Genomic DNA, 6068 nt, shown 5'->3' on the forward strand with positions numbered 1-6068 from the left:
CGCCAATGACGATAGGCCATCCGCTACCGAGACATGAGAGCGGCTGGTCGGCACAAAGCCGGGATGATCGGCTCGGATCGGGACGCGAAGACCGGACGCGAAGAATCGCTCGCTGCCGGGATCGATAACGATCCTCTTCGTGTTAGCCGGGACATTGCCGTAATACTCTCCCGGCCCCGATGTCCATCCACGGCAAAAGGAGAACATCCATGAAAACGTACCAGGGAAGTGAGATCCGCAACGTAGCTGTAGTAGGGCATGCGCACAGTGGAAAGACAACCTTGATTTCCGCGTTGCTGCATGCCGCAAAAATGACCGATAAGCCCGGAAGAGTTGATGACGGAACGGCCGTTACAGCCTATGACGAAGAAGAAGTTGCCAAGCGAACTACCATGCAAAATGCCGTTGCCTTCGCAGAATGGCAGGGCGTCAAGATCAATTTTCTCGATACTCCCGGCTTCCACATGTTCTGTCACGAAGCCCGTGCCGCCATGCTGTCGGTTGAATCAGCCGTCGTGGTGATTAATGCGCCGAATGGCATAGAAACTGTCACGGAACGAGTTTGGAAGTTCGCGGAAGAGTTCGATCTTCCCCGGGTTGTCGTTATCAATCAAGTCGATCATCCCAAAGCCGACAGCTACAGCGGACGCGAGGCCATGCTGGAAGACATGCGCGAGCGCTGGGGGCGGCACCTCGTTCCCGTCCAACTTCCCATCGTCGATGAATCGGGTTTCCATGGCGTCGTCGATCTGGTCACCATGGAGGCCTTCTACTACACGCCTGATGGTGATGGACGAGGGAAGATCGGCGAGATTCCCGGCCCCTTGCATACCCGGGCGCAGGCAGCCCACGAGGCCTTGGTCGAGCTGGTCGCCGAAGGCAAAGACGAACTCATGGAAGAGTTCTTCCGCGAAGGCACCATCCCGGAGCAGCACCTGATCACTGCACTCCATGAAGCTATTCGCGAAGACCGCATCTTCCCGGTGCTCTACACCAGTGGTTGAAAACTACTCCCGCAAGGAGCAGGAGCGCCTTGCCCACTTGAGTGTCATGCAGGGACGAAAGGCGGTCGAGGTCAGCGAACTCCATGCCGGAGACATTGGCGCGGTGGCGAAGCTGCGCGTCACCCTTACCGGAGACACACTGGGGGCTAAAGGGCAGGACATCTTCCTCCAATCCCTCGCCATGCCCGAACCGGCGATGACCTATGCCATTGAACCCAAAACGCGTGCCGACGAAGATAAGCTGGCTCCGGCTATCCACAAGCTCATGGAAGAAGATCTGCTGATTCGCTTCTTCCGTGACCCACAGACCAATGAGTTTCTGTTGGCCGGCTCCGGGCAGCCGCATATCGAGGCCATCGTCTCCAAGCTCAAACGGCGCTACCACACGGAGGTTACCCTGAAGGCTCCCAAAGTCCCCTATCGCGAGACCATTCGAGGACGGGCAGATGCTCAGGGGCGCCACAAAAAGCAGACTGGCGGGCACGGACAGTTCGGCGATTGCAAGATCAAGATGGAGCCCCTGACCCGTGGAGCCGGGTTCGAATTCGTCAACGACATCTTTGGTGGCTCAATCCCTAGGCAATTTGTCCCTGCCGTGGAGAAAGGCATTCTGGAATCGGCAGCCCGCGGCTACCTGGCCGGCTATCCTGTTGTCGACTTCAAGGTCATTCTGTACGACGGCAGCTACCATGATGTCGACTCCAACGAAATGTCCTTCAAGATGGCAGGGCGACTAGCCTTCCGCAAATGCATGGAACAAGCTAAGCCTGCTTTATTGGAACCAATCATGCACGTAGAAATTGAGGCTCCGGAGGAATTTGCCGGAGCGTTAATGGGCGACTTGAATGGACGCAGAGGACGCGTCCAGGGCATGGAGAGCCACGGAAAACAGACTTTGATCAGAGCCGAGGTTCCTATGGCCGAGATGCTAAGCTACGGCACTATCCTTACCTCTCTGACTCAGGGGCGGGGCAGCTTCCGTATGGAGATGGATCACTACGACATCGTTCCGCAACCGGTGGCGGAGAAGATCGTCGCAACAGCCAAGCGGCCAGCCGAAGAAGAGGAAGAATAGAGCCGCCATAAACCAAGAGATGGTGGGAGCAGTCTATCCTCTGCACCCACCATCAACTGAAGCACTGCATTCACGAATGAAGGTCAAACCACTATGGATCGCAGACAGTTTCTTCAGAGCGCAGCGGGCGCGGCTATCTCCGCGACGGTACATCCCCGCAATGCCATCGCCGCGCCGCTTGAGTCAACAAAGATGATTGGCATACAGATTGGTGCCGTCTCGTTTGCGGACGAGGGGGTCGAGAAGGTTCTCGATGAATGCGAGCGCGCTGCCGCGATTAATACGCTCTTCGTTGCGACCTTTACTTACGGTCGCGGCATCGCCGGACGCCAGGTTCCGGGGCAACCTCTACCGGATCACGGAAGCCAAAAGTACGATACCGACACCTTCTTCGGCGGCTCCTATACAAAAGTCAATCCGAAATACTACTCTGACACAGTCTTTAAGAGTTTTCGCGCACCAGATCTTGGCGATTATGACGTGCTCGAACACGTGATTCCTGAAGCGAAGAAGCGTGGGATGAAGACGATCTGCTGGTACGAAGATGTCTTCCGCAAGGATATTCCCAATATCGAGAGATTGCAGGAAGTGACACTCTCGGGTGAGAAGGCTTCGACGCTCTGCTTCAATAACCCTGAGTATCACCACTGGCTCACGGACATAGCGGAAGATTGGTCGCGCTCCTATGATATCGACGGCCTGATGTGGGGATCGGAGCGGCAGGGTGCATTCTCCAACGCACTCGGCGCGAGCCATGCTCATCCGCACCCATCTATGGTGACATGCTTCTGTGATTACTGCTATGCAAAGGCGCGGAAGCAGGGGATCAACCCAGACCGCGCGAAGCAGGGTTTTCTTGAGTTAGAGAAGTTTGTTCTTGCTGCGCGTAAGGGCACGCGTCCCGTGGATGGATACTACGTTCAGCTCTGGCGCCTGATGCTTCGTTACCCGGAGCTTCTCGCCTGGGAGACGCTCTGGACATCGAGCCTCCGCGAGGTGCAGAAAGCAATCTACGATCGGGTGAAGTCCGTAAACTCGAAGCTCGGGGTCGGTTGGCATATATGGCATAACAATTCGTTTAACCCGATCTACCGCGCGGAGCAGGATCTCGCGGAGATGGCGCCGTACTCAGACTTCCTCAAAGTGGTGATCTATCAGAATTGTGCAGGAGAGCGCATGGTGGATTACATCGACAGTGTGGGAACCTCCTACTTTGCCGATGTGCCGAAGCAGGAGTTGCTCGACTTCCATTATCGTGTTCTCGATTACGGTAACGAGAAAGATCTCACGACGCTTCCTGCCGCCGGCTACTCTTCCGATTATGTCTATCGTGAAACCAGGCGGGCGCGCGAAGGGCTCGCCGGTACACAGACTAAGCTCTGGCCTGGAATTGACGTGGACATTCCTACCGCCAAGGGACACGCTAGGTGCACTCCTGCTGGAACCAAAGGTGCTGTAACTGCAGCGTTCCGAGGCGGAGCAGATGGCATCATCGTTTCACGCAAATACTCCGAAATGAAATTAGAAAATCTTCGCGCCGTTGGTGAAGGCTTGAAAGAACTGAATTTGGCCTGAAAGCCCAGGGAAATGCTCTCGTCTAATCTCCGATCAGGTGCAGCACTATCTCCCGTCGGTGAGGATGTATCCGGTGTTCGAAAAGGTAGATACCTTGCCAGGTGCCTAATACGAGCCTGTCATTCATTACGGGGATCGAAAGCTGCACTTGAGTAAGTGCTGTTTTCAGATGAGCGGGCATGTCGTCGGGCCCTTCGTAGTTGTGATCGTACGGTCCATCCTCCGGCGCGAGACGGTCGAAATAGGCTTTGATGTCCCGGCGCACAGTTGGATCGGCATTCTCCTGAATCAGAAGCGAAGCTGACGTGTGCCGGCAAAACACCGTTAGAAGGCCGGTTTGCATCTTCTGGCGCCCCACCCATTCGTTGATAGTTGACGTAAATTCGTATAGCCCCTGGCCACGCGTCGAAATCTCAAGCTTGTGTGCTGCCTGCTTCAATATCTTTGCCTCTCTGTTTTCAGGTCGATGACACCCTAGTAGGTGGCGCGTCCACCGCTTACGTCGTAGCACTGTGCCGTCACGAAAGAACAATCCGGACTGGCGAGGAAGTGTGCCACGGCAGCAATCTCCTCTGGCGTGCCGGTACGTTTCATCGGAATCTTATCTGTCATATAACTCACTTGTTGAGGCGTGAGCTGCTCCAGAACCTTCGTTCGTACGACCGCGGGGCTGATGGCATTAACGCAAATGCCCTCGGTTGCTACCTCTTTGCCAACGGCCTTCGTGAGCCCGATCACACCCGCCTTCGTCGCCGAGTAGGGAACCATTCCAGGGTTGCCTTCCTTGCCGGCGATCGAAGCGATGTTCACAATGCGGCCATACCTGCGCTCGCGCATATGTGGCAACACGGCGCGGCAGAAGTAGAAGATGCTGCTCAGGTTGACGGCGACGACTTTGTCCCAGGTCTCCGGGGTCTGTTCCCAGATGGGACCTGCTGGGCCGGCGATGCCCGCATTATTTACGAGGATGTCGATTTGCCCTGTGCGCTTAAGCACCTCGGCGGCACATGCCTCAATCGAGGATTTGTCGCTGACGTCAACCTTGAGGGCGAAGGCTCCGTTATCGATGCGTGTGGCAACGCTCGTCGCCCCTTCGAGATTCAGATCCGCAACGACTACGGTCGCACCGGCCGCGCCGAGACGCGTCGCAATGGCTTCGCCAATACCCGTGGCTGCTCCCGTGACGATGGCTGTCTGTCCTTTGAGTTCAAACATTCCAGTGCTCCTGCAGCGGGCTCGAGATCCTCACCGTCCCGCGAAAATATTCTGTCATCAAGCGGGGTTTCAAGTCGTGCTTTGGGCAGGACGACCTCTTACAAGGGCAATCAAACCCGCGTTTAGAACCGTAAGCGCTGCCAGAAGGTACAAGCCTGCGTGTTGCGATCCGAAGTGTTGATCAGCCCAGACCTTGAGGTTGGGTGCAAGGAATCCCCCCAGATTGCCCATTCCTATTACAGCGATTCCGCCCGCCGCTGCACGGTCAGCCAGGTATCCCGTTGGAAACGTCCAGAAAAGCGGTTGTACGGCAATAAAGCCGCCCACCGCAAGCGAAAGCATTACCAGGCCCATGCCCGCCCCGCAGGCAGGAAATGCGAAACTTGCGCAGCCCGAGATCAGTAAGGTCAGCGATGCGAGTTGCCGATGCCTGTGGAACTTGTCGGCGAGGTGCGGCAGGAGATAGACGGCAGCCAGCGTGAAGATCCACGGGATCGCCGACACCAGGCCGACCTCGATCCCCACGGGTCTATGCATAAGTGCCGATATTTCGGCTGGGAGATAAAAGACTGCGCCATACGTACTGGTTTGGATGAGGGCATAGATCAATAGGAAGTGCATGACTCGAAGATCGCGAAACATGGGCAGGAGCTTCGTTGGCCCGGCAGAACTCCGTTCCTCTTCTTCAAGCGTCAACGTATTCTCCAACGCGTGCCTTTCTTCGGCCGGCAGCCAGGAGGCATTGGACGGCCTGTCATCCAGATACCAGAAAGCAAACAGACCGAGAACGACTGCCATGAAGCCTTCCACGAGAAACATCCACTGCCAGCTTTGAAGTCCGAGGAATGGAGGCATCTCAAGCAGCAAACCCGAGAGCGGTCCTCCAAAGATGAGCGCAAGTGGAACACCCAGGTAGAACAATCCAAGGATCCGGCCACGAATACTATTAGGAAACCAATAGGTCAGATAGAGGATCGCGCCTGGGAAGAAACCTGCCTCTAGCACGCCCAGCAGGAACCGTAAAAAGTAAAACGATGCGGGTCCCGTCACGAACATGGTAGCCATCGATACGGCTCCCCAACCCACCATAAGGATGGCAAGCCATTTTTTCGCGCCTACCTTGTGAAGGATCAGGTTGCTGGGAAATCCGCATAACGAATAGCCGACAAAAAACAGACCTGCGCCCAAAGCATAGACAC

7 protein-coding genes are annotated in these 6068 nt (G+C 56.0%); 3 read left to right on the forward strand and 4 right to left on the reverse strand.

The features are described from left to right. The coding region (locus tag AB4043_RS13425; protein WP_442307263.1) for a hypothetical protein at positions 1-207 on the reverse strand (207 nt) is incomplete at its 3' end. A gap of 2 nt (positions 208-209) precedes the next feature. On the opposite strand from AB4043_RS13425, the gene AB4043_RS13430 reads away from it, so the two are divergent. From AB4043_RS13430 to AB4043_RS13440, 3 genes are all read left to right on the forward strand, one after another. Further along, on the forward strand, positions 210-1004 hold the full coding sequence (locus AB4043_RS13430; protein WP_442307264.1) for a GTP-binding protein: 795 nt from the start codon (positions 210-212) through the stop codon (positions 1002-1004). Further along, positions 997-2079: an elongation factor G gene (locus AB4043_RS13435; RefSeq protein WP_442307265.1), complete on the forward strand. Its 1083-nt coding sequence runs from the start codon at positions 997-999 to the stop codon at positions 2077-2079. Before AB4043_RS13430 ends, AB4043_RS13435 begins: the two co-directional genes overlap by 8 nt. 93 nt (positions 2080-2172) lie before the next feature. Then, complete coding sequence (locus AB4043_RS13440; protein ID WP_442307266.1) at positions 2173-3654, forward strand: hypothetical protein; 1482 nt, start codon at positions 2173-2175, stop codon at positions 3652-3654. A 22-nt stretch (positions 3655-3676) separates the two neighbouring features. On the opposite strand, the gene AB4043_RS13445 is transcribed toward AB4043_RS13440, so the two are convergent. From AB4043_RS13445 to AB4043_RS13455, 3 genes are all read right to left on the reverse strand, one after another. After that, positions 3677-4093, reverse strand: coding sequence for a secondary thiamine-phosphate synthase enzyme YjbQ (locus AB4043_RS13445; protein WP_442301762.1), 417 nt, complete (start codon positions 4091-4093; stop codon positions 3677-3679). Between the two features lie 35 nt (positions 4094-4128). Beyond that, positions 4129-4869, reverse strand: coding sequence for an SDR family NAD(P)-dependent oxidoreductase (locus AB4043_RS13450; RefSeq protein ID WP_442301761.1), 741 nt, complete (start codon positions 4867-4869; stop codon positions 4129-4131). A 69-nt stretch (positions 4870-4938) separates the two neighbouring features. Continuing rightward, positions 4939-6068: MFS transporter (locus AB4043_RS13455; RefSeq protein WP_442307267.1), on the reverse strand; the 1130-nt coding region annotated here is incomplete at its 5' end.

Source organism: Terriglobus sp. YAF25 (genome assembly GCF_052113305.1).
Classification (GTDB): Bacteria; Acidobacteriota; Terriglobia; order Terriglobales; family Acidobacteriaceae; genus Terriglobus.